The organism is Xanthomonas bromi, assembly GCF_900092025.1.
Classification (GTDB): domain Bacteria; phylum Pseudomonadota; class Gammaproteobacteria; order Xanthomonadales; family Xanthomonadaceae; genus Xanthomonas; species Xanthomonas bromi.
The window spans coordinates 1-22,287 of sequence record NZ_FLTX01000031.1; the positions used below are offsets into that span (position 1 = coordinate 1).

Consider the following 22,287-nt stretch of genomic DNA (forward strand, 5'->3'; position numbering starts at 1 on the left):
CCCCTCTCCCGAGGGGAGAGGGGCTTAGCACCGGTCGTCCTGCGCTCGCTACGGCGGGACAAAACTTTAAGAGCCCACGTCCATGCATGACCAATTTTCCTCCATGACCGGTTTCGGCAACGAGTTCGCAACCGAAGCGGTGCCAGGCAGCCTGCCGGTCGGGCAGAACTCGCCGCAGCGTGTGGCGCACGGCCTATATGCCGAGCAGTTGTCGGGCACCGCGTTTACCGCGCCGCGTGGCGAAAACCGGCGCAGTTGGCTGTACCGCATTCGCCCGGCGGCCGTGCATGGCGGCTTCTCGCTGATCGAGCAGTCGCAGTTTCACAACGATTTCGGCAGCGGACCGGTGCCGCCGGATCAACTGCGCTGGAGTCCATTGCCGCTTCCGTCCACCTCCACGGATTTCGTCGATGGCCTGCACACCATGGCCGGCAATGGCGGCCCCGAGGCGATGAGCGGCGTGGCCGTGCATCTATATGCGGCCAACGCCTCCATGCACGATCGGTTTTTCTACGACGCAGATGGCGAACTGTTGCTGGTGCCGCAGCAGGGCCGGCTGCGCGTGCATACCGAACTGGGCGTGCTGGCGCTGGAGCCGCAGCAGATCGGCGTGATTCCGCGTGGCGTGCGTTTCCGCGTCGAGTTGCTGGACGGCACCGCGCGCGGCTACGTCTGCGAGAACTTCGGGGGCCTGTTGCGCCTGCCCGATCTGGGACCGATCGGTTCGAACGGTCTTGCCAATCCGCGCGATTTCGAAACGCCTTGCGCCGCCTTCGAGCAGCGCGAAGGCGCGTTCGAACTGGTGGCAAAATTCCAAGGCCATCTGTGGCGTGCCGATATCGGCCACTCGCCGTTGGACGTGGTCGCCTGGCATGGCAATAACGCGCCGTATCGCTACGATCTGCGTCGCTTCAACGCCATCGGCTCGATCAGTTTCGATCATCCCGATCCCAGCATCTTCACCGTGCTGACCTCGCCCAGCGACACGCACGGCACGGCCAACATGGATTTTGCGATCTTCCCGCCGCGCTGGCTGGTGGCGCAGCACACCTTCCGCCCGCCATGGTTCCACCGCAATGTGGCCAGCGAGTTCATGGGGCTGGTGCACGGCGTTTACGATGCCAAGGCCGAAGGCTTCGCGCCCGGTGGCGCCTCATTGCACAACTGCATGAGCGGACACGGCCCGGATGCGGCCACCTTCGACAAGGCTTCGCAGGCAGATCTCACGCGCCCGGACGTGATCGCCGACACCATGGCCTTTATGTTCGAAACCCGCGCAGTCCTGCGTCCGACGCAACAAGCACTGAGCGCTGCGCATCGGCAAGCCGATTACCAGCAGTGCTGGTCCGGACTGCGCGCGGTATTCCAGCGTCCACTAGTAAAAGACGAGACGTAGTTCACACGGCAGACGTGGTGGCTACGGCATCCGCCTCGTCTGCCAGCTGGCGTTGTTGTTGCTCCCAGTGACATAGATGCAGGCTTACCAGCTCAAGCGCGGCCCTATGAACCATCCGTCGTGGGGAACGGCGTGCACGCATCGCGCAGCCTTAAAGGCGAGCAGAACGTATTGCTGCTCAGTCATCCCTGAAAAACCAACTGAAGGACTGGTTGCTACGTCGCCAAATCTGGTTCTGGCCGCGCAGAGCAGGGGCAGCGCGGCCAGGCGTCAGCGTCGGCTGGAATGCCGGTGCTGACGCCCACGGCGATCAACGGTGAGAAAATCCTGAATTGCGGAGATCCATTTCAAAGATCCCCGACTCGGATCCCGCGAAGCCGATCGAAGTACGGAGCCCAGCCATCCCAGTACCAGGCTGACAGTTCGAGGTGGACATCGCGTAGAGCTGGTAATTACCCGACGTGTTGAGCCTCAGATTCGGCCCAAGCACAGGCCGTTCATAAAGCAATTGCACGCACTGGATCAAGCCATTCCCTTGCACCAATACCGCCATTGCCGGCAGCACATGGCTTGTGATTCTGATTGACATCAGGGGCTCGGCGCTGGCCGAGGAACCAAACGTCACTGCCAGTACAAACAATGCAGTCGGCACGATGGCCCGTGCTTTTCTTAACAGCATATTTGGATTCATATGGAATTTTCCGAAATTTTTACGAACAGCGGTGAAAGCGACCGAGTACCGACGGATGGCAGAACTAGTCTGCTTCAATCAACCATAAATGAGCTGAGATCCAATCTTCCTGCTCGCAAGCGAAGTTGTAAAAAGCCTAACGAACCAACACCACGCAGTATCGAAAAACAGACCAACAAGACGCTGCCTTGCGGGTGTGTGGGTCATCCCCCGTTTTTAGCGGTTGCCAGAAGTGGAACCAAGCGGCCACTGCAAGCGTCTGCCTCGGCGTGATGCCGCCGAGCGCCATGTTCGGGCGGGCGTTGTTGTACGTCCATCGCCAATGGGTGGCCATGTCCTGTACCTGCTCGATGTCATCGAAAAGGTTGCCGGCAAGTCAAGCGTTGCGTACGCGCCGGTTGGAGCGTTCGATGTACGCGTTCTGCTGTGGATTGCCCAGCGGGATGCACGGTAGCGCGATGCCTTGCCGCTCGGCCCATACCTGCAACGCGCCACTGATGTACTCCGGGCCATTGTCACAGCGGATGGCACGCGGTTTGCCGCGTCATTGGATCACCTGCTCCAGACTGCGGATCACGCGGGCAGCAGGCAGGGACAGATCTACCTGCACTGCCAGCCCCGCGCGGTTGACGTCATCGCGCACATAACGCGGTCTGGCGATGCGCCTGCGCGGTCTCCCAGGCGGAGCGGCTTTGCTGCCGGTCTCCTGGCTGCGGGTGTTGCGTGAAGCTGCGCTTCGGTGCAATCGGCGAGGCGGGTCGAGCGACTCGGCACTCTCCCGTCCGCGCGCGCTGCCCAAGGTCGCCAATCACGCGGCTTGCACTGTCTCCGGCAGCAACTCGCCGATCCGGGTACGCACCCGTTCGGCATAGCTTGCCGAGGTGATCTGCGGCAAGCCGTGCAAGGCTTCTGCAATGGCCGCGCGGATCTGATCTTCGTCGCGCGCGACCTGCAGTTGTCGATGCAGCGCAACGGCAACTGCGTTGCGCTGCAGCTGCAGGATATCGAGCAGATACAGGCGTGCGTTGGTGGCCGCGCGGCGGCGCAGGCGCTGCAGCTCTTCTTCGGTCGGCTTGGCGTCCGGCAGTGGCGCGGGTGTCTCGTACACCGCCGGCGGCGGGGCGGTTGCGGTTGCGCTGTGCGGTTGGCCTGCCGCGCCGGCTGCAGCGGTGCCGAGATCCAGATACCCCAGCGCGCACAGGCTGTGCACCAATGCAGTGCCGTCGCCGCCCAGTAGCATCGCAAGCGTCGCCAGATCGCGCTGCCCGTCGGCCAGGATCAGGGCGCGCCGTTGCAGCAGCGTCAGCGGGCTGCGGTGCGATTGCAGCGCGGTCAAGGCGAGCTCGGTCTTGCGTGGGGTCATGGCGGCGGTCCTGCGAAGCCGACAGCGTGACGGCCGCCAATGAAGCGCCGATGACATTGCCGCGACGGTGTGTCGCCACGCTCTCTACATGGCCGCGATGCCGGCTGTGTACGCTGTGGCGCACGTAGAGGGAACGCACACATGACATCCAGACTGTTTTGCCTGATGGGCGCATTGCTCGCACTGACCGGCTGCAACCGCGCCGACCAATCGCCGGCTCCGGCCACACCCGCCAGCGCCGATCACGTGTCGGCTGCGGCCGCTGACGACCAACCGGCGGCGACTGTCCCACCGGCCACGGCGCCGGCCGGTACGTTTCCTTCGCACACCCCGTCGGACCCCGCTGCGCTGGCGCGCATGGATGGCTATGGCGATCTGCGCTTCGGGATGGATGCCACCCAGGCGCGCGCTGCCTGGGGTGGCGAACTGCGTGGCGAGGCCGCGACCGACGGCGGCTGCTATCTGCTACGCCCGCAATGGGCCAGCGATGCGCGTCGCTTCGGTTTCATGTTCGAAGGCGGGCATCTGGTGCGCTTCCAGACCAGTGAACCGAAAGAGACCGCGCCGGGTGGTGGCAGGGTCGGCATGACCTCGACGCAGCTGCGTGCGCTGTATCCCGACGGCCTGACCGAGCAGCCGCATAAGTACGTGCCGAATGCGCTGACCCTGCGTCTCTCCGACGCAGCCACGAAGACCGCGTTGGTGTTCGAGACCGATGCAGACGGCAAAGTCACCCGCTGGCGCGTCGGCCAGCCGCCGCAGGTGGACTACGTCGAAGGCTGCGGCTGAAATACTGCGCGCAATTGTGATGCAGTCTTGCGGAGAATTTTGCGCGCAGCGCTGAGAGGTGGCTTAGTAAGTTTGTGTGATCCTAGGCGGGCATGCTCGCCCTCCAGGCCGCCGTGCATTGGCGCGATCGCTGGATTGCACCAACACTGACCGGCATGGATTCGATCTTGATCGGCTTGCGCGTCGGGACCGGTCAGCGATGCAGGTCGGTCGCATAATCGCTGCGCGCAACCATCACACAGCGCTACGCATTACCTTCAAATCGCGCCACAAAGCGGCTGTGTGTCTTTGCAGTTGGCGATCGATGAAGTGCGTGCACGTCCATCGATGCGCCGTGCATCGACTACGCGTCAGTCTGCGAAGCCGCTGAGCAACAAGGTCCTGACAAAGGTCTGCACCTGAGCGCAATCAATTGAGGACTAAACAGCTCCTCAACGCTCCTCAGGCGCCGGCCCCGGATGCTGCTTCTCGGTCTGTTCGTCCTCGCCCACATCGCCTGTGGCCGGTGGCAAGCCTTCCTGCTGCACATCGCCATGATTCGGCACTTCCGGGCGGTTTTCCATCATCAGCGACAGCGCTGCCTTGGCCATCAAGTGCGCGCTGATGGGTGCGGTGATGAACAGGAAGACGGTGATCAGCAATTCTCGCGGTTGCGGATCCACGCCCAGAAACAGGTGATAGCCCACCGATGCGAGCAGCACGCAGCCCACGCCCAAGGTACTGGCCTTGGTCGGTGCATGCAGGCGCTTGAAAAAATCCGACAGTTTGACCAGGCCGAAGGCGCCGATCAGGATGAAAAAGGTGCCCACCAGCAACAGCGCGCTGAGCAGATATTCGGTCAAGGCGATCATTCGACGATGTCCCGCCGCAACACGAATTTACTCAGCACCACGGTACTGCCGAAGCCGAGCATCGCAATCACCAGGGCCGCTTCGAAGTAGATCGGCGAATCCAGATACATGCCCAGCAGCATCAATTCGGCGATGGCGGTGACGGAGAGCGTATCCAGCGCCAGGATGCGGTCTGGCACGGTCGGCCCGCGCAGCAGGCGCCACAACGCCATCAGGATGGCCAGGCCCACCGCGTGCATGCAGATGACGATTGTCGATTCGATAAATATGTGGCCGGTCATGGAAAGATCTCCATCAGGGGCTTTTCGTAGCGGGTCTTGATCTCGGCAATCAGCGCCTCCGGATCGTCCAGATGCAGCACGTGCACCAGCAGATATTTCCGGTCGTCCGACAGTGCCGCCGAGACCGTGCCCGGGGTCAGTGTGATCATGCTGGTCAGCGCGGCAATGCCGTGAATATTGGCGATGTCCAGCGGCACCCAGATAAAACCGGGATGGATGCGGGAATCCGGCCCGAGCACCTGCGCGGCGACCTTGAGGTTGGAGCGCACGATGTCGCCCACGGCCACCAGCAGCATACGCGGCACCGAGCGCAGCGAACCGATCTGGGCGAATTCGCGGTCCAGCCGCGCCGCAAAGATCGGCACGACCACGCCGAGCAGCATGCCCAGCGCCCATTGTTGCGGGCCGAAGCTATCGCTGAGCAGCAGCCAGAACACGAAGACCGTCACGCTCAACGGCGGCGACGGAAACAGGCGGCGACGCAATGGCACGCGCGTGGTCATGGTTGCCTCCGCTGCGGCGTGGTGGCGCGCACCTGATCCACGTACGCGCCGGGGTCGCGCAGCTGCGCAGCGGCGGCATCGGTGTAATGCATCAAGGGGCCGGCGGCCACGGTCATCGCGACTAACCCGCTCAGCAACACCATCGTGGCGGCCGTCTCCACCGGGCGCATGCGGCCGCGCCGCTGCGGCTGCAGTTCCGGTGCGTCTTCGGCCGCGGCCGGCACGCGCCAGAACAGTCGCACGCCGGCGCGGGTGAGGCCGATCACCACCAGCAGGCTGCTGCCCAGCACCGCCCCCCACACCGGCCCGATCAGGCCTGTGGGCACGTGCTGCAGTAATGCCGCCTTGGCCAGGAACCCGGACAGCGGCGGCAACCCGGCCACCGCCACCGCCGCGATCATGAACATTGCGCCTGGAATCGCCCGCCCCGGCAGCGGTGCCACCACTTCCTTGCGATCGCTGGCACTGCCGCGACGGCGCCGGATCAAATCCGAGACCATGAACAATGCCGCCGCCACAAAGCTGCTGTGCGGCAGGTAGTACAGCCCCGCACCCAGTGCGCCGGCATCGTCCAGCGAAAACGCGATGAACAGGGTCGCTGCCGAAAACACCACCAGGTACGACACCATCACCCGTAGTCGCGATGCAGCCATCACCCCGAACGCGGCCATCAGCAGCGTCGCGATGCCCAGCCACACCAGCGCATGGCGACCGAAGCCGTGCATCGCGCCGGCACCGGCGCCGAACCACAACGACGACACCCGCAGCACTGCGTACAGCCCCACCTTGGTCATGATGGCGAACAACGCCGCTACCGCCGCCGGTGCCCGCGAATAGGTTTCCGGCAGCCACAGATACAACGGCAGCAACGCGGCCTTGCTGCAGAACACCAGCAGCAGCAAGCCCAGTGTGGCCTCGGCCAGCGGCACATCCTGCGCCGGCAGATCGGCGATGCGCTGCGAAAGCTCGGCCATGTCGAGCGTGCCGAACACACCGAACAGCAACCCCAGCGCAATCAGGAACAACGTCGACGCGCACACGTTGAACACCACGTAATGCAGGCCCACACGCATCGGCAATCCACGCCCGCCGCTGAGCAGCAGGCCGTAGGAGGCAATCAGCATCACCTCGAAGAACACGAACAGATTGAAGATGTCGCCGGTCAGGAATGCGCCGTTCAAACCCATCAACTGGAACTGGAACAACGCATGAAAATGCGGTGCGCGCCGATCCCAGCCGGCGCAGGCATGCAACAGGCACGCCGAGCTCAGGATCAAGGTCGTCAACAGCATCCACGCCGCCAAGCGGTCGCCCATCAATACGATACCGATGCGCGCCGGCCAGTCGCCGAGCAGATACACCAGGATCTCGCCCTCGGCAGCGCGCGCGAACAACGCGATGACCGCCACTGCCAACAAGACCATGCTGACCCACGCCACGCTGCGCTGCACGCGCGGCCCATAGCGACGATGCTCGACGAACAACGACGCCGACGCGCCCAGCATCGGGATCAGGACCGGCAGGATCAGCAGATGGTTCATCGCCGTGCCTGCCGCGTATCCACGCCGGTGGCGGCATCTTCGTGCGCATCCACATGGTCGCTGCCGTTGTCGCTACGGCTGCGGATCGCCAGCACCAGGCTCACGGCGGTCATCGCGAATGCAATCACGATGGCGGTCAGCACCAAGGCCTGCGGTAGCGGGTCGGTGTGATGCATCAACTCGGCAGGCACGCCCTCGCGCAACACCGGCGGCTGGCCGGTGCGCAAACGCCCACCGGCAAAGATCAGCAGGTTGGTCGCATACGACAGGAAGGTCATGCCCAGGATCACATCGAAGCTGCGCGCGCGCAGCAGCAGATAGATTGCCAACGCGGTGAGGACGCCGATCGCGCTTGCCACTGCCAATTCCATCAATGCTGCTCCGCGGTGCGTGTCGAACGTTGGGTGGGATCGATCTCGCCGCGCTGCGAACTGCGCGTGCGAGAAGGCTTGATCGTGCCCATCATCGACAGCATCAACATCGCCGCACCGAACACCACCAGATACACGCCGGTATCGAACCCCAGCGCACTGGCGATTTCCAGCTCGCCCAACAGCGGCAGCGGAATCTCCAGATGTCCGCTGCTCAGGAACGGCAGCCCGAAGGCCAATGCGCCGGCACCGCTGACCAGCGCGCACAACAAGCCGATACCGATCAGGCGGATGTAGTCGAAACCAAAGCGCGACTCCACCGAGGCCGCGCCCTGAATCACGTACTGCATCAGCAACGGCACCGCCAGCACCAGCCCGGCAATGAATCCACCGCCAGGCGCGTTGTGCCCGCGCAGGAACAGGAACAGCGACACCGTCAGCGTCAGCGGGAACATGATCTGCGCCAGGTCGGCCGGCACCGGCAACTTGATCGGCGGCCCTGGCATGGTGCGCTCCGGCGCCATGCGCGAGCGGCGCAGCAAGGCGTGCACCACCAGCCCGGCAATCGCAAACACGGTGATCTCGCCGAAGGTATCGAAGCCGCGGAAATCCACCAGGATCACATTGACCACATTGCGTCCGTACGCTTCCGGCAAGGCGCGCTGCAGCAGTTCGCCGGCGATGGAGTGGCTGGGCTGGGTCAGCAGGGTATACGCCAACGCGGCCAGCCCCGCGCCGCCGACAACGGCAATTGCCGCGTCGCGGATCTTGCGCACGCACGCACGTTCGGGCAACGAGCGCTCGGGCAGATAATTCATCGCCAGCAGCATCAGCACCAGCGTGACCATTTCTACCAGCAACTGGGTGAGGGCCAGATCCGGCGCCGACAAAAAGACGAAGGTCAGGCTGACTGCCAGCCCGGTGCCGCCCAGCACCAGCACCGCCAGCAGGCGCTGCCGGTACAGGAACAGGCTGCCCAGGGCGCATGCCATCATCAGCAGCCACACCATCCAACCCAGCGCGGGCATCGGCGTCGGCGCAGGCCATTCCGGCAACGTGCCGCCTTGCAGGAACGGCACCAGCGCCACCACCACTGCGCTCAGCACCAGCAGCATCAACATGCGCTGCAGGTTGCCGTTGGTGACCGCATCGGTCATGCGTGCGGTGGCAGCGAACAAGGCACGCAAATTCCATTGGAACAGCGCCTTGCCCGGCGAACGGTTCTGGATAGCGTACAAGTTCAGCGTGCGTCGCAGCGCCATATACAACAACGCGCCGCCGACGATGCCGGCAACGCTCATCGACAGCGGCAGGTTGAAGCCATGCCACAGCGCCAGGCTGTAGTCGGGCAGCCGATCGCCGAGGATCGCGGTGGCACCGGCGCGCAGTATCGGCGCCACCGTCCACGCGGGCACGATGCCCACCGCCACGCAGGTGAGCACCAGCACATCCACCGGAATCCGCATCCAGCGCGGCGGCTCGTGCGGGGTGGTGTCCAGCTCGCGCGGGCCAGTACCGAAGAACGTGTCGTGCACAAAGCGCAGGCTGTACGCCACACCCAGCAGGCCGGCCATCAGCGCAGCCGTGCTGGCCAGGATGCGCATCAGCTGCGGTGCCTCGGTGTCCAGGGCAACGGCAAAGAACATTTCCTTCGACAGGAAGCCGTTGAGCAACGGAATACCGGCCATCGCCAGCGACGCGGTGATGGCCAGCGCGCTGGTCACCGGCATCAACCGGCGCAGATTGCCCAGCTTGCGCATGTCGCGCGTGCCGGTCTCGTGGTCGATGATGCCGGCAGCCATGAACAACGAGGCTTTGAAGATCGCGTGGTTGATGAGGTGAAACACACCGGCCACCACCGCCATCGGCGTCGACAGGCCGAACAGCATCGTGATCAGGCCCAGGTGCGAAATGGTCGAATACGCCAGCACACCTTTGAGGTCGTGCTGAAAGATGGCGTGCCAGGCGCCCAGCAACACCGTAATCGCACCGATGCTGGTGACCGTGTAGAAAAACAGATCGGTACCGGCCAGCGCCGGATGCAAACGCGCCAGCAAAAAGACGCCGGCTTTCACCATCGTGGCCGAATGCAGATACGCAGACACCGGCGTCGGCGCTGCCATCGCATGCGGCAACCAGAAGTGGAACGGAAACTGCGCGCTCTTGGTGAACATGCCCAGCAGCACCAACCCTAACGCAGACGGATACAGCGGGCTGGCGCGGATCACATCGCCGGCGGCCAACACGGCATCGAGCTGGAAGCTGCCGACGATGCGGCCGATCATCAACACGCCGCCGAGCAACGCCAGGCCACCGCCGGCCGTCAACACAAAAGCCATGCGTGCGCCTTCGCGCGCGTCCTTGCGGTGCGACCAGAATCCGATCAACAGGAACGAGCTGATACTGGTGAGTTCCCAGAACACCATCAGCAACAGCAGATTGCCCGACAGCACCATGCCGAGCATCGCGCCCATAAACAGCAAGAGATAGGCAAAAAAGCGCGACGCGCTATCGCGTGCGCTCAGGTAGTAATGCGCATACAGCACCACCAGCGCGCCGATGCCCAACACCAGCAGCGCAAACATCCACGCCAGCCCGTCGAGCCGCAGCGAAAACATCAAGCCGATCTGCGGCAGCCACGCATGTTCGCTGCGGATCACCTCGCCACGCAGCACTGCTGGCGTCAACAGCGCCAGCACCAGCAGGCCGGCCAACGGCGCGGCCCCAGCCAACCACGCAGTGATCGAACGGGATGCGCGCCAGCGCAGCGCAGCGGCAGCGGCCATGACGAATGGCAGCGCCAGCAGAATTTCCAACGAGAAAGGCATGCAGGGAACACAAGATTCGCGAGCAGGCCAGGGAGCTTAACAAACCGTTGACTGACGTCCGCGTCAACGCCGCTGTCGCGTACAGCCCGGAAGCGACGCGGCAGCGGCTGCACATCGCCGCGCTGCACTCGGTATGCTGCAGGCATTCCTGCATCGAGCGTTGCCGCGTGACTGCCGCCCATCCTGCTCCGTCCACTGCTGCGTCCGCATCCCGCGCCCTGGTCTTCGGCGGCAGTGGGCAGATTGGCGAACGCTTGCTCATCCGGCTGCTGAGCCGCGGCTGGCAGGTGACGGCATGGTCGCGGCAGCCGCGTGCGGCGCGCTCCGGGCTGGTCTGGCGGCACGCTGATCTGACCGTACCGGCGGCCGCTGGCGACGCCTTCGAGGTCATCTTCAGCTGCGGCCCGCTGGACCATTTCGCCCGTTGGTATGCCGAAAATCCGGTGGTCGCGCCACGGATCGTGGCGTTCGGTTCCACCAGCGTAGAGGTCAAGGAACATTCCATCGATGTGGCCGAGCGCGATGTGGCCCAGCGTCTGGCCAATGCCGAACAGGCGTTGTTTTCCGCTGCCCTCGCGCGTGGCGCCAGTGCCACCGTGCTACGTCCGACGCTGGTCTATGGTGCCGGACGCGACAAGACGCTGACCCAGATTGCCGGGTTGGCGCAGCGCACCGGTGCGTTCGTGTTGCCGGCCAACGCCACCGGCCTGCGCCAGCCGGTGCATGTGGACGATCTGGCCAGCGCCGCGTTGGCGGTCCTCGCCCAGCCGGCCACCCAGCAACGCAGTTATGCGGTAGGTGGCGGCGAAGTGCTGGCGTATACGCACATGGTGGAGCGCGTGCTGGAGGCGCTGCCACGGCCTGCGCGGCTGTATCAGGTGCCGTCGAGCCTGTTCGGTCTGGCGCTTACCGCAGCGCAACGCCTGGGCCGCCTGCGCGGCTTGAATGCCGCCGCGCTGCAGCGCATGCGCGAGGACCTGGTATTCGATCTGGAACCGGCACGCCGCGATTTCGGCTACGCACCGCGCGCATTTCGCCCACTCCCCGAAGAGCTTGGAATCGGCGAGTGATCCTGGCTGGTCTGTCGCCGGCTGTGACGAGCGCCAATCCACCATCGCGAGCAGTCGTCGGGCGCGCAGGAACCAGGCCGTACAGGTGATACACGCCCATTCGGGCACCGGCAGCGCTGTGGCGTTGTAGCGGCTTCAGTAACGCCAGCCCAGCTGGCGATACGCCTTGGCCAGCACCCAGATCGGCCCGATCAGCAGATAGGTCAGGTCGGTCAGAAAACTCGGCTTGCGGCCCTCGATCTTGTGGCCGACGAACTGGGCGATCCACGCAAGCACGAACACCGTCAGCGCGGTGGTGAACAGGCCGCTGAGCCCGATGCGGCCTTCGATCAACCGGCACAGGCAACCGAAGAAGAAGAAGATCCCCAGCATGCCCAGCCCCAATGGGCGCGAGAGCCGGTTGTAGTACGACCATGCCGCAAACATCGACAGCGCGGCCCACACGCCGCTACTGAACCAGGTGCCGCCGACCGGGATGCACCACAGCAGCGCCACCACCGACCACAGGATTGCAGGCACCGCCAGCACATGGATCTGCTGATTGGTCGTATTTTGATGATCGTCGGCATAGCTGGCGAAATAGCGCTCGATCGGTCGCGCGGTGGTGGTGCGTTCGGTCATGTTCCCTCCCAGGAATGACCCAAGCATACGCGCGCGGATCGCCCTGTGGCAGGTGTGTCCCTCGCCATGCGCCGGTCGCGTGACGAGGGACGCGCCAGGTCAGTTGACCGAAACCGCGCTCCACGCCGCCGCGACCGCGCGGTACTGCGTTGAGGTGCTGCCATATAGATCGGTGGCTGCGCTCAACGTGGCTCGCCGGGCGGCGGCGTAGTTGGTGGACGAAGTCATGTACACCGTCAGCGCGCGATACCAGATGCGGCTGGCTGCAGCACGGCCGATCGCCGTCAGCGCCGTCGAGCCGCTGCAGACCAGCCCGGCCGGGGTCAGGTTGTAGCTGGTGCCCGTGCCGAAACCGCTCGGCACCACCGCGCCCTCGGCCAGCAGGTAGTAGAAATGATTCGCCACGCCCGAGCTGTCGTGCACATTGAGCGAGCCCAGGTTGCTGCTGTAGCAATCCGGCGAATCGCCATCCAGGCTTGGCTTGAACATGTAACGCAACGCCAGCGTGCCGGTGCTGTTGTTGGGGATGATCTTCTCGCCAATCAGATAATTGCCCGGCTCCGCACTGTTGGCGGCGGAGTACTCCACCATGGTGCCCATGATGTCGGACGTGGCTTCGTTCAAACCACCCGATTCACCGGAATACGCCAGACGTGCGGTCCGGCTGGTCACGCCATGGGTCATCTCGTGGCCGGCCACATCCACCGACACCAACGGTGTGAACGCGCTGCCATCGCCATCGCCAAAGGTCATGCAGAAACAGCTGTCCTGCCAGAAGGCATTGTTGTAACGGCTCCCGTAATGCACGCGGCTGCGCGCACCGGCGCCATCGTTGGCGATGCCGCTACGCGCATGCGTGGTGCGGTAGTAGTCCCACGTCAATGCCACGCCGTAATGCGCATCCACCGCCGCGGTCACCGTATCGCTCTTGGCGCCGCTGCCTCAGGCGTTGTCGGCATCGGTGACCAGCGTGCCGTTGCCGGAGGTGCTGTTGCGCATGTTGTAGGTGGCGCCGCTGCCGCGGCTCAGATCGGTCATCTCGTAACCGCTGCTGCAGCGCGTGGTTGCCACTGCCACGCTGCCCGCATACAGCGAGCGCCCGGTGCCGGCCGCACTGGTGCCGCCCGCGCAGGCGGTATGGACCGTGTCCCAGGATTCGAGGATGCGCTGGTTCACCGCATCGACGATGTAATGCATTTCGGTCGGTGTCTGATCGGGTTTGACGCCGCTATAGATCACCTCGTACACCAGGCGTGGCGCTCCCTGGCGCGCATACAGCGCCAGGCTCGCCCTCGGCGCGGCATCCTGCGCCACATCGAAGTGCGACCCGGCCACACGCAATGCCGTTGCCTGATCGATGCCTGGCGTCAGGCTCGGACGCACCGTGGTGTCCATCGTCTGGCTCAATTCACGCATCACCCCACGACGCGAATGCACGACCACATCGCCGCCGATCACCGGCAAGTCCCGATAGGTGCGATCGAAGCGCACATGTTCGGTGCCATCGGCATCGAGGATGCTGTCGCGTGCGATGAAGGCATCGGCCGACGCACGATTGGCCAATGCCGATGCGTTGTTCCCCAACAACGATTGCGCGCGAGAAACAGCGGAATTTGCGGACAAATCCGCAGCGGTAGCGGCAGCAGAAAACGATAGCGCGCAGCAGATCGCCGCGCCCAAGACGTGGAATTGCATGACGACTTTCTCCCAGGAACGTGCAATGCAAAGATCGGCGGTGACAAGCATCGTGGCCGATCGCGGATGGCAGCAGGTGCCGGTAGCCAACCTTGCACAGTCCATGGACGTGCAATAGTCAAAATTACGGTTATGTTGCGTTCTGTGCGCCGCGCCACTTTACGCTGTGGAGCGCAGCGCAGAGGCGCGGCGGATGCATCGTGTTGCTGGCCGCTGCGGCCAAGCGTGCGCGCAATGCAGTGGTTTTAGAGGCGGTTGCGCCGCGTCGTTGCGCAAACCCGTCGAGGCGCTGCGGTATCCGATCACGACGCGCGTTGGAGTTCAGATGGCGACCAAGTTACGCAGTGGTGGTGCCGTGACCGTCGCGGCGCACGCGCAAACAAAAACGCCAGCCAAGGTGCTCGCCGGCGTCTGTTCGATCTATCGCTGGAAGATCAGCGACCGCCCATTGCAACCCTCTGCTGCTCTTGCTGGACCGACTGACCCGCCAGCAACTGCGCGCTGGTCTGCTCAAGTGTCGGGGCCGGCTGATTCAGGTCCACTGCCGCACGGAAGCCAGGCGTGGTGCCCATGACGAACGCCTTACCATCCTGCACCGTCACGTTCTGCAACTTGTCGGGGCTGTCGATACCATTCTGCTTGGCCTGCAGCGTGACGTGCGCGGCGGTTTCGTTGGAGATCATGCTCGGCAGCTTGGCCCGGATCGCGTTATGCAGCGCGTGATCGGGGTGCGATGCATCATTGAGCGAAAGCCCCTTGGGCGCAGCAACGTGCGCTTCGCTTGCCTGCGCCCGGGTCTGCGCCGGTGGTGCGGACAACGCGGCCTGCGTATTGCGGCCCACCACGCCATCGGGCTGCAACCCATGCTGTTTCTGAAACGCGATCATCGCCTCGCGCGTGTTGTCGCTAAAGCGGCCATCCTCGGCCAGCCGGTTGCCTTGCGCATCGCGGACGCCAAGACGGTTGAGGTCTTGCTGCGGCGACTGCACTTCGCCTCCGCGAGTTCCGTGCTTCATCAGGTGATGGCAGGCGGTCTCATTGGAGGATGGATGCACTGGCGACACGCCGGCGGGTGTCTGAGCGCGTGCTGCAGTCGGTTCGGACGTGCCATGCAGTGGAGCATGCACCTGGAACTCGGGTTTGGGAGTCAGTGCGCCGACAATACGCGTCCCGCCGCCGTCCCAATAGCCACCGGGAGTGATCGTGACCTCTGCAGGTCCCGTGCTGCCTTGAGAGCCGATGAACTGGATATTCCCTTTGGCGTCCTAACCCTTGAAGATGCCGACACGCTGGCCCTTTGGTGACGAAAACATCAGGATGTCGCCCTCGTGCAGGCTTCCATTCGGCTTGCGTGCTTCTGCAGCCGAAGTGACATCGAAATGTTCGCGTGCATATGCGGTGGTGTTGGCAACGTTGAACAATTTGCCGGTTGTGAAGCCGGCAGCGTTTTCGCCGGGGACATCGTATCCGGCGTTTTTGAGCCCACGCCAGACAAAGGCGGAGCAATCTACTCCCAGCGGTCCGTCGCCGTCGGCGTCACGTTCCAGCCGACTGCTGTCGCGGCCCGGGCGTGGATGATCGTGGCGACCGTACTCGTACCGCCGACCTTCGCCCAGGAAATGCTGATACGCCTCGTTGTAGACGGCAGCGCCGGTAGTGGCTGCTGCCACTTGTTGATTTGCTGTAGGTGTGGTTGCAGCGGGCATCGTGGATGACGGCGTCTGGGTCTGTCCGGCTGATGGCGTATGCGAAGGTTGCTGGTCGCCCGCGCGCCAGCCCTCGAAACGCCGAATTCCATCCGCGAGTACCTCGCGTTCGCGCACGCTCATCTGTCCAACGGTCTTCTCGCGCAGATCCACGCCGTGTCGATCGCCCTCGGCAAAGATCGCAGCTGCCTGTTCCTTGTGATGGGTGTGGCCACTGTAATCAGCGGTTGAATAACTTGGCAGCATCTCTTCGACTGTCTTTTCAGCGAAGCGACGCTCCGGGAGCTGAATCTTGGCAGCGCGACCGGCTTCGTAGCTTTCAAAGACGGCGTTACCCCTTTGATCCAGCCCGACCACGCCTTGATAGCGATTCTGTGCCGCTTCGAGCGCCTGCTCGCGGGTACGAGGGTTATTGACGGTCTCATCGGCACTCCGGCAAATTCGAATGTGAGGTTGCCGGGGTTGTTGTTACGCCACGAGACGGTGCCACCGGAGCGCGTGATGACGCTGCCTTCATCCATTTCCAGCGTACGCGTCGTGCTCACGCCACTGACCACACGGGTAATTTTTGGATCCAACATGAGCTGTTCCTTTGCTGGTTGGTTGGTCGGACCTGATGCGGATTGGATGGCTCACGATCCGTTCGAAAACACATCGAGTGCATCCGCGCTCACCCATCCTTGCGCGCCATTGCCGATGTACTGTCCTGGTGCTGCTGCGTGGCAGTTCTCGCTACTTCCAGGCTTCACCTGCTCGATCGGCCTGTCGCCGTATGTTTTGCACAATGCGGTGTTCTTGCACTTTGCAACGCTGTCTGCGGAAATTGCTAACACGTAATAATAAAGCGGGTTCTGTCCTGCGCGGCCGATCGCCTGGACGCAGACGAGCTGGCCTTGTGCCAGGCTGGCATTTGCCGTTGCGCTGCTGCCTGTGGTGGGCACCGTATTCAATGCATCCACACCCTTGGCTTGTGCAACGCCAGCGAAGAAGCCCTCGTCGCCACAATCGGGCGAAAGCTCTACGTCGTAAAAATCACCGCTATCGACATTGCATGCGGTGCAGCCTTTCGCCGTCCTTGCATCCGTGCACTTGACGCTGCTGGCTTCTATCAGCGCGGCAAGTGTGCCGTTTATCGCAGGGCTTGCAGGTGCTGAGGTTGCAGCTGACGCGGTAGGCGTGGCTGGCACTGCGGCAGGCGCGCCGGCACTGCAGGCGCTCAGTGCGAGCAATGAACCGGAAAGCATGGCACCGCAGAGTGCGCATGAGTCGCCGAAAAGTAGACGTGACAGAGCCAGTGCGACCTCATTGGAAAAAAGGCGCGCCATCGCAGCGTGCCTGATGGGGGTATATGCCAGTGCACGCGGAGGGCCGTGTAAAATTCATGCACGGCTGCCAACAGGCTCCGGTGGCCTTTTGGATTGGGTCCAGGCGCGCCGAGTATGTCGGCGCTCAAGTCCTGGCGGCGTCAGTGCGATTCAATGCCCTCGACAGCGGGGTGCCACCCCATCAATCAACCGAAATATCCGCCAGCCGCTGCAGCGCCTCGGCGTATTTGGCGCGCGTACGGTCGATGACATCGGCCGGCAGGCGCGGGCCCGGTGCGGTCTTTCCCCAGTCCAGCGTCTCCAGATAATCGCGTACGAACTGCTTGTCGTAGCTTGGCGGGCTGGTGCCCAGTTCGTATTGGTCGGCCGGCCAGTAACGCGACGAGTCCGGGGTCAGCATCTCGTCCATGATGTACAGGCGGCCATCGGCATCGGTGCCGAATTCGAACTTGGTGTCGGCCAGCAAAATGCCGCGTTCGGCGGCGAAATCGGCGGCGAAACGGTAGATGCGCAAGGTGGCATCGCGGACGCGCTCGGCCAGCTCGGCGCCGACGGTCTTGACCATCGCGTCGAAGTCGATGTTTTCGTCGTGGTCGCCGACCGCGGCCTTGGTCGAGGGGGTAAAGATCGGCTCGGGCAGTTTCTCGGCCTGACGCAGGCCGTCGGGCAGGTCGATACCGCTGACCTTGCCGGTGCGCCGGTAGTCCTTCCAGCCGCTGCCGATCAGATAGCCGCGTGCGATGGCTTCCACCGGTACCGGCTTGAGCTTGCGGGTGACCACGGCGCGCTTGGCGTACAACGCCGGGTCTACGCCCTCGGGCAGCACCTGTTCCACGGTGATGTTCACCAGATGGTTGGGCATCAGGTGTTCGGTCTTGTGGAACCAGAAGTTGGAGACCTGGCACAGCATCTCGCCCTTGCCGGGAATCGGGTCGGGCAGCACGACGTCGAACGCGGACAGGCGGTCGGTGGCCACCATCAACAGGTAGTCGCCCGGGGGGGCGTCGGCGGGCAGGCGGTCGCGGGGAATGTCGAAGACATCGCGGACCTTGCCACGGTGACGCAACGGCAGGCCGGGCAGATCGGATTGCAACAGCGTGGTCGACACAGGCACTCCTAAGGACGTCGCAATGACGCTGTCCCCGGGACCCGGCGGGCCCGCGGGTCGGCAGCGGGCCGCGTAGTGTACGGCGCATCGACGCGCGCCGCTGCATTTATTGGGGCTGGCCCGCAGGCCGGCGTGCATGTCGTGTCAGCCAGGCCGGGCGGGCGTTCGGGTAAGATCGCCAGCCCGCCTTCCCGCCCCCGATTGCCCATGTCCTGGTACGGAAAATTGCTCGGCGCACTGGCCGGCGCCCTGCTGTTCCGCGGCGCGCCAGTGGTCGGGCTGATGATCGGCCTGGCGATCGGGCATGCGGTCGACGCCGGCTGGTTCAAGCGCCGCGCCGAAAACCCCTACGAAGCACTGGGACTGGAGCCGGACGCCACCACTGCCGAGATCGATCTGGCCTATCGCCGCCTGATGTCGCGCTATCACCCGGACAAGGTGGCCAACGCCGACCCGGAAGCACGCCGTCAGGCCGAAAAGAAGGCCAGCCAGATCAATGCGGCCTACGACCGGATCCAGCGCCTGCGCAAACGGTGATCCAGCCCCTCGCGCTCGGGCATCGGTGCCAGGCGCGACTATCGGCGCACCAGGATCGGCATGGGCGTCACCCGTCAAAACGCCCGCCCCACTGCGGGTCGGGCGCCGTCACTCGGACGCGATCACTCAGAAGCGATAGGTCGCCGTCAGGCGCACCGCATTCGACGAAAAGTCGGTATCGCTACGGCGCAGATCGGTGCCCGCCGGATTGACGCGCAGGAACGGATTGGTCGCCGGCGCGGTGCCCGGGCCGACACGCACGCGGGTGTCGTCGTCCTGCAGACGGGTGAACAGGTACTCCACACCGACCGAGACGTTATCGCTCAAGCGACGCTGCAGGCCCAGGCCGGCCTGGTAGCCGTCGGCGCTGTCGCCACCGCTGCTGGTAAAGCTGTTGGCGGTGTTGCTGCTGGAGAAGCTGTGGTCGAACTCGCCGCGTGCCACGCCGGCGGTGAAATAGGCCAGATAGTCGCCTTGCGCGCCGAAGGCATAGCCAATACGGCCGCGCAGTGCGGCGGTGCGGTTGAGCTGGCGGGTGAAGGTATAGAACGCCGGGGTAGTGCTGAAGGCGCTGACGCTGTCGCGCAGGTCGTTGCGGGTGTATTCGGCCACCACGCCGTAGACCCAGTTGCCGGCCTGCCAGTCGTAGCCCAGCCGCGCACCGTATTCGGCGCCGCCCTTGTCCTTGCTGCAGCCGCTGGCCGGCGTGCGTCCGGCCGCCGCGCCGCCGCAGAACCCGGGCGAGAAGGCGTCGGCGCCGGTCTGGGTGCTGACCTGGTCGCCATCGCGGCCGTCCAGGTTGGTATCGAAGCCGAAGCGGCCGCCGGAAACGCCACTGACGTCGGCGCTGCCGACATTGGCACCGATCGAGAAACCCGACCAATCGGCCGGGCCGGTTTGTGCCCAGGCGGACGGGGCGAGTGCCATCAAAACGAGCGCAGCGGAGGCGAGCGGGGTGGTCTTCATGCGGTGTCCTTGGCGAATGGGCGCGGTGCGCAGGTCAAGTGCATACGCAGGCGTGACCGCTGCGGATGCACTGGCTTTGCGCGCCTGCGACAATGCGCGTCCCGTTCTTTGACGAGCTGACCATGCAACCGACGGCGATCGCCCCGTCCATCCTGTCTGCCGATTTCGCCCGCCTGGGCGAGGAAGTGAACAACGTCCTGAAGGCTGGTGCCGACTGGGTGCACTTTGACGTGATGGACAACCACTACGTGCCCAATCTCACCATCGGCCCGATGGTGTGTCAGGCGCTGCGCAAGCACGGCATCACCGCGCCGATCGACGTGCACCTGATGGTCGAGCCGGTGGACCGCCTGGTGCCGGATTTCGCCGACGCCGGCGCCACCACCATCAGCTTCCATCCCGAGGCCAGCCGCCACGTGCACCGCACCATCCAGCTGATCAAGTCGCACGGCTGCCAGGCCGGGCTGGTGCTCAATCCGGCCACGCCGGTGGATATCCTGGATTGGGTGCTGCCCGAACTGGATCTGGTGCTGGTGATGTCGGTCAACCCAGGCTTCGGCGGGCAGGCCTTCATTCCGTCTGCGCTGGAGAAATTGCGTGCGATCCGTCAGAAGATCGATGTGCTGGGCAAGCCGATCCGGTTGGAGATCGATGGCGGAGTGAAGGCCGACAACATCGGTGCGATCGCCGCCGCCGGCGCCGATACCTTCGTGGCCGGCTCGGCCATTTTCAACGCACCCGACTACGCGCAGGTGATTGCGCAGATGCGCGCGGCGGTGGATGCGGTGCGATGAGCCCGCCCGCGCCGCAGATCCGCAGCGCCACGCCCGACGATGTGCCGCTGCTGCATGAACTCATCACCGCCTTGGCGGTGTACGAGCGCGAACCGGATGCGGTGAAGGCAAGCCTGGAGGATCTGCGCACCAGTCTGTTCGGTCAGGGCGCCACGGCGCATGCGCTGATCTGCGAACAGGACGCTCAGACGCTGGGATTTGCGGTGTATTTCTTCAATTACTCCACCTGGCTGGGCCGCAACGGCCTGTATCTGGAAGACCTGTTCGTGCGCCCGCAGGCGCGTGGCAAGGGCGCCGGCCTTGCGCTGTTGCGGCACCTGGCGCAGCTGGCCGTGCAGCGTGGCTGCGGGCGGTTCGAGTGGTCGGTGCTGGACTGGAACCAGCCCGCTATCGACTTCTATCAAGCGGTGGGCGCCCGCCCGATGGAGGGCTGGACCGTGTACCGGCTCGACGGCGAACGGCTGGCCGCGTTCGCAGCGGGTACCTGAGCCGGGCGCCCGGCGACATCCGCCGCCACACCTAAAGAGAAGGCCGCTCCCAGGGGAGCGGCCTTCAAGAAAATTGGAGGCTGATCCTGCCTCCGCCCGTCGTCCCTGCTATGGCCTTCTACTCTCCGTGTCATCGATGACATGGCAATGACAGCGCGGGGCTAGGACGTATTCACGATTCGCGCATCGCCCCGCTGCTAGCGTTCGGCCATCATCATCTCGACCATCGGCAGTGCGTATGGCCCCGTCCCACTGGCGTCTGATCCTCAACGGCAAGTCCACCGACAATCCGGACCTGCGTGAGGCCGTGGGAACGCTGCGCAAGCGCGGCATCCAGCTCGATGTGCGGGTGACCTGGGAAGATGGCGATGCCGAGCGCTATGTGGGCGAAGCGGTGGCTGACGGCGTGCACACGGTGGTGGCCGCCGGTGGCGATGGCACCCTGAGCGAGGTGGCAGCCGCGCTGGCGCATCACGATGGCGATGCGGCGACGTTGCCGTCGCTTGGCCTGGTGCCGCTGGGCACCGCCAACGACTTCGCCACCGCCGCCAACCTGCCGATCGCCCCGTTGGACGCGCTGACCCTGATCGCCGAGCGTGTCGCGCAGCCGGTCGACCTGTTGCGCATCGACACTCCACATGGCCCCCATTGGTGCGCCAATGTCGCCAGCGGCGGCTTCGGGACCCAGGTCACCGTGGAAACCGACGAAGGCCTGAAGAAGATGCTCGGTGGCCTGGCCTATCTCATCACCGGGATGTCGCGGCTGGGCCGCATCGACCCGATCAGCGCCCACTTCAGCGGCCCGGATTTCAGCTGGGAAGGCGAATTCATTGCGCTTGGGCTGGGCAACGGGCGTCAGGCCGGTGGCGGCCAGGCGCTGTGTCCGGAGGCAGTGATCGACGACGGCCTGTTGGATGTCACCATCGTGCCCGACCTCGACGGCGAGGTGACTGCCACCCTCGGCACCCTGGTCACCGGCGGCAAACAGGCCGCGCTCGAACGCGTCGCGGTGCGCGCCCGCGTGCCGTGGCTGGAGATCGTCTCCCGGCAACCGCTGACCCTGAACCTGGACGGCGAACCGGAAACCTCGCGGCACTTCCGCATCGAATGCGTCCCGGCACGGCTGCGGATGCATCTGCCTGGCCATTGCCCGCTGCTTGGTGGGTGATGGCCGCGAATCGGGAATCGGGAATCGGGAATCGGAAAAGCCTGGCACGCATGCTAGGCGGGCTATGCAATTGTCTGCTTTAAGCCTTCTTCTCACTTGAAAGGTAGTGGGGTGAGGGTGGCTGCGCCGACACGCATGCCATCAGCAGCGACCTGGCTCCGAACATCGTCGCTGCAAGTTGCCGCATGCAGCGCA

Annotated in this window: 21 protein-coding genes and 3 pseudogenes; 8 read left to right on the forward strand and 16 right to left on the reverse strand. The window is 64.4% G+C overall.

The annotated features are described in order from the left end of the window. The first annotated feature begins 82 nt into the window (after positions 1 to 82). Complete coding sequence (hmgA, locus tag XBLMG947_RS09955; protein WP_065468226.1) at positions 83 to 1,396, forward strand: homogentisate 1,2-dioxygenase; 1,314 nt, start codon at positions 83 to 85, stop codon at positions 1,394 to 1,396. A 310-nt stretch (positions 1,397 to 1,706) separates the two neighbouring features. Here hmgA and XBLMG947_RS09960 read toward each other — a convergent pair whose 3' ends face one another. From XBLMG947_RS09960 to XBLMG947_RS09965, 3 genes and pseudogenes are all read right to left on the reverse strand, one after another. Then, positions 1,707 to 2,087 (reverse strand): hypothetical protein, encoded by a 381-nt coding sequence (locus XBLMG947_RS09960; protein ID WP_065468228.1) that lies wholly within the window; start codon positions 2,085 to 2,087, stop codon positions 1,707 to 1,709. Positions 2,088 to 2,328: 241 nt separating this feature from the next. After that, positions 2,329 to 2,730: pseudogene (locus tag XBLMG947_RS21475) on the reverse strand (integrase core domain-containing protein); the annotation flags it as partial. 165 nt (positions 2,731 to 2,895) lie between these two features. Further along, positions 2,896 to 3,450 (reverse strand): hypothetical protein, encoded by a 555-nt coding sequence (locus tag XBLMG947_RS09965; RefSeq protein ID WP_065468230.1) that lies wholly within the window; start codon positions 3,448 to 3,450, stop codon positions 2,896 to 2,898. A 165-nt stretch (positions 3,451 to 3,615) separates the two neighbouring features. Here XBLMG947_RS09965 and XBLMG947_RS09970 point away from each other — a divergent pair, with 165 nt between their 5' ends. After that, positions 3,616 to 4,239 carry a lectin gene (locus tag XBLMG947_RS09970; RefSeq protein WP_065468232.1) on the forward strand — a complete coding sequence of 208 codons (624 nt, stop codon included), beginning with the start codon at positions 3,616 to 3,618 and terminating at the stop codon, positions 4,237 to 4,239. A gap of 431 nt (positions 4,240 to 4,670) precedes the next feature. Here the strand turns inward: XBLMG947_RS09970 and XBLMG947_RS09975 are convergent, their stop codons facing one another. Genes XBLMG947_RS09975 through XBLMG947_RS10000 form a run of 6 tightly spaced genes read right to left on the reverse strand, consistent with a single transcriptional unit; the run spans position 4,671 to position 10,614 of the window. Continuing rightward, the gene (locus XBLMG947_RS09975) at positions 4,671 to 5,090 is read right to left on the reverse strand and encodes a Na+/H+ antiporter subunit G (protein ID WP_065468234.1); all 420 of its coding nucleotides are present in this window, start codon (positions 5,088 to 5,090) and stop codon (positions 4,671 to 4,673) included. Beyond that, positions 5,087 to 5,371, reverse strand: coding sequence for a K+/H+ antiporter subunit F (locus XBLMG947_RS09980; RefSeq protein ID WP_065468236.1), 285 nt, complete (start codon positions 5,369 to 5,371; stop codon positions 5,087 to 5,089). Before XBLMG947_RS09980 ends, XBLMG947_RS09975 begins: the two co-directional genes overlap by 4 nt. Then, the gene (locus XBLMG947_RS09985; protein WP_065468238.1) at positions 5,368 to 5,874 is read right to left on the reverse strand and encodes a Na+/H+ antiporter subunit E; all 507 of its coding nucleotides are present in this window, start codon (positions 5,872 to 5,874) and stop codon (positions 5,368 to 5,370) included. Before XBLMG947_RS09985 ends, XBLMG947_RS09980 begins: the two co-directional genes overlap by 4 nt. Then, complete coding sequence (locus XBLMG947_RS09990; RefSeq protein ID WP_065468240.1) at positions 5,871 to 7,415, reverse strand: monovalent cation/H+ antiporter subunit D; 1,545 nt, start codon at positions 7,413 to 7,415, stop codon at positions 5,871 to 5,873. The genes XBLMG947_RS09985 and XBLMG947_RS09990 overlap by 4 nt, the downstream gene beginning before the upstream one ends. Beyond that, positions 7,412 to 7,786 carry a Na+/H+ antiporter subunit C gene (locus XBLMG947_RS09995; RefSeq protein WP_065468242.1) on the reverse strand — a complete coding sequence of 125 codons (375 nt, stop codon included), beginning with the start codon at positions 7,784 to 7,786 and terminating at the stop codon, positions 7,412 to 7,414. Before XBLMG947_RS09995 ends, XBLMG947_RS09990 begins: the two co-directional genes overlap by 4 nt. Beyond that, entirely contained in the window at positions 7,786 to 10,614 is a 2,829-nt protein-coding gene (locus XBLMG947_RS10000) for a monovalent cation/H+ antiporter subunit A (RefSeq protein ID WP_065468244.1), read from the reverse strand. The genes XBLMG947_RS09995 and XBLMG947_RS10000 overlap by 1 nt, the downstream gene beginning before the upstream one ends. 167 nt (positions 10,615 to 10,781) lie before the next feature. On the opposite strand from XBLMG947_RS10000, the gene XBLMG947_RS10005 reads away from it, so the two are divergent. Further along, positions 10,782 to 11,684, forward strand: a complete 903-nt coding sequence (locus XBLMG947_RS10005; RefSeq protein ID WP_065468260.1) for an NAD-dependent epimerase/dehydratase family protein — start codon at positions 10,782 to 10,784, stop codon at positions 11,682 to 11,684. A gap of 135 nt (positions 11,685 to 11,819) precedes the next feature. Here the strand turns inward: XBLMG947_RS10005 and XBLMG947_RS10010 are convergent, their stop codons facing one another. Further along, positions 11,820 to 12,305 (reverse strand): Mpo1 family 2-hydroxy fatty acid dioxygenase, encoded by a 486-nt coding sequence (locus XBLMG947_RS10010; RefSeq protein WP_065468246.1) that lies wholly within the window; start codon positions 12,303 to 12,305, stop codon positions 11,820 to 11,822. Between the two features lie 99 nt (positions 12,306 to 12,404). Next, positions 12,405 to 13,928: pseudogene (locus XBLMG947_RS10015) on the reverse strand (M4 family metallopeptidase). Between XBLMG947_RS10015 and XBLMG947_RS23610 the strand changes: the two are divergent. Next, positions 13,861 to 14,118: a hypothetical protein gene (locus XBLMG947_RS23610; protein WP_245228152.1), complete on the forward strand. Its 258-nt coding sequence runs from the start codon at positions 13,861 to 13,863 to the stop codon at positions 14,116 to 14,118. The pseudogene XBLMG947_RS10015 and the gene XBLMG947_RS23610 overlap by 68 nt on opposite strands. A gap of 316 nt (positions 14,119 to 14,434) precedes the next feature. On the opposite strand, the pseudogene XBLMG947_RS23615 reads toward XBLMG947_RS23610, so the two are convergent. The 4 genes and pseudogenes from XBLMG947_RS23615 to XBLMG947_RS10035 form a co-directional block, all read right to left on the reverse strand. Next, a pseudogene (locus tag XBLMG947_RS23615) lies at positions 14,435 to 14,983 on the reverse strand (peptidoglycan-binding protein); the annotation flags it as partial. Between the two features lie 282 nt (positions 14,984 to 15,265). Next, a complete protein-coding gene (locus XBLMG947_RS23620) occupies positions 15,266 to 16,063 on the reverse strand; it encodes a hypothetical protein (RefSeq protein ID WP_245228149.1) in 798 nt (265 codons plus the stop codon). A 275-nt stretch (positions 16,064 to 16,338) separates the two neighbouring features. Next, a complete protein-coding gene (locus tag XBLMG947_RS21480) occupies positions 16,339 to 17,031 on the reverse strand; it encodes a hypothetical protein (protein WP_245228151.1) in 693 nt (230 codons plus the stop codon). A gap of 181 nt (positions 17,032 to 17,212) precedes the next feature. Continuing rightward, positions 17,213 to 18,139 carry a phosphoribosylaminoimidazolesuccinocarboxamide synthase gene (locus XBLMG947_RS10035; protein ID WP_065468250.1) on the reverse strand — a complete coding sequence of 309 codons (927 nt, stop codon included), beginning with the start codon at positions 18,137 to 18,139 and terminating at the stop codon, positions 17,213 to 17,215. A 207-nt stretch (positions 18,140 to 18,346) separates the two neighbouring features. Between XBLMG947_RS10035 and XBLMG947_RS10040 the strand changes: the two genes are divergently transcribed. Beyond that, on the forward strand, positions 18,347 to 18,676 hold the full coding sequence (locus tag XBLMG947_RS10040; RefSeq protein WP_005912611.1) for a J domain-containing protein: 330 nt from the start codon (positions 18,347 to 18,349) through the stop codon (positions 18,674 to 18,676). 126 nt (positions 18,677 to 18,802) lie between these two features. Here XBLMG947_RS10040 and XBLMG947_RS10045 read toward each other — a convergent pair whose 3' ends face one another. Next, positions 18,803 to 19,642: an outer membrane protein gene (locus tag XBLMG947_RS10045; RefSeq protein WP_065468266.1), complete on the reverse strand. Its 840-nt coding sequence runs from the start codon at positions 19,640 to 19,642 to the stop codon at positions 18,803 to 18,805. A 122-nt stretch (positions 19,643 to 19,764) separates the two neighbouring features. Between XBLMG947_RS10045 and rpe the strand changes: the two genes are divergently transcribed. The 3 genes from rpe (at position 19,765) to yegS (ending at position 22,092) form a co-directional block, all read left to right on the forward strand. Then, positions 19,765 to 20,436, forward strand: a complete 672-nt coding sequence (gene rpe, locus XBLMG947_RS10050; protein ID WP_065468264.1) for a ribulose-phosphate 3-epimerase — start codon at positions 19,765 to 19,767, stop codon at positions 20,434 to 20,436. Continuing rightward, a complete protein-coding gene (locus tag XBLMG947_RS10055) occupies positions 20,433 to 20,924 on the forward strand; it encodes a GNAT family N-acetyltransferase (protein ID WP_065468252.1) in 492 nt (163 codons plus the stop codon). The genes rpe and XBLMG947_RS10055 overlap by 4 nt, the downstream gene beginning before the upstream one ends. Positions 20,925 to 21,162: 238 nt before the next feature. After that, positions 21,163 to 22,092, forward strand: a complete 930-nt coding sequence (gene yegS / locus XBLMG947_RS10060; protein WP_065468254.1) for a lipid kinase YegS — start codon at positions 21,163 to 21,165, stop codon at positions 22,090 to 22,092. Positions 22,093 to 22,287: the final 195 nt, after the last annotated feature.